General features: G+C 56.0%; 1 protein-coding gene. It reads left to right on the top strand.

The features are described 5' to 3' along the window. Window positions 1–679, top strand: a 679-nt coding sequence (locus tag AC5O77_RS21885) for an MFS transporter (RefSeq protein ID WP_494507190.1), incomplete at both ends; no start/stop codon positions are given.

The raw sequence follows: 679 nt of genomic DNA, 5'->3' as shown, positions 1-679 counted from the left end.
GTACGGCATTGACCGGTTTCTTCTCGGTCTTGGCACAAATTCTGGTTACGCTGGCAGCGACGCTGGCTTCACCCGACAAACGCGGCAAAGTGGTCGGCACCATTATGAGCGGGCGGCTGTGGGGGATCTTGCTGGCACGAACCGTTGCCGGGTTGCTGGCAAACCTCGGCGGCTGGCGCACCGTCTGTTGGGGTGCCTCGGTGTTAATGGCACTGATGGCGCTGGCATTATGGCGTGGTCTGCCACAAATGAAATCAGAAACCCACCTCCACGACCCACAGTTGCTTGGTTCCGTTGTCAGCATGTTTATCAGCGATAAAATTCTGCGCACCCGCGCGTTGCTGGGCTGCCTGACCTTTGCCAACTTCAGCATTCTCTGGACCTCAATGGCCTTTTTGCTTGCCGCTCCACCTTTTAACTACAGCGATGGTGTAATTGGTCTGTTTGGACTTGCGGGAGCTGCCGGAGCGTTGGGCGCTCGTCCGGCGGGCGGTTTTGCCGACAAGGGCAAATCGCACCACACAACAACTTTCGGTCTGCTTCTGCTGTTACTTTCATGGCTGGCAATCTGGTTTGGTCACACTTCCGTACTGGCGCTGATTATCGGCATCCTGGTGCTGGACCTCACCGTGCAGGGCGTGCATATCACTAACCAGACGGTAATTTATCGAATAAATCC

The organism is Stenotrophomonas sp. INTA L402-1, assembly GCF_059295135.1.
This window is presented reverse-complemented; position numbering and strand designations above follow the sequence as displayed.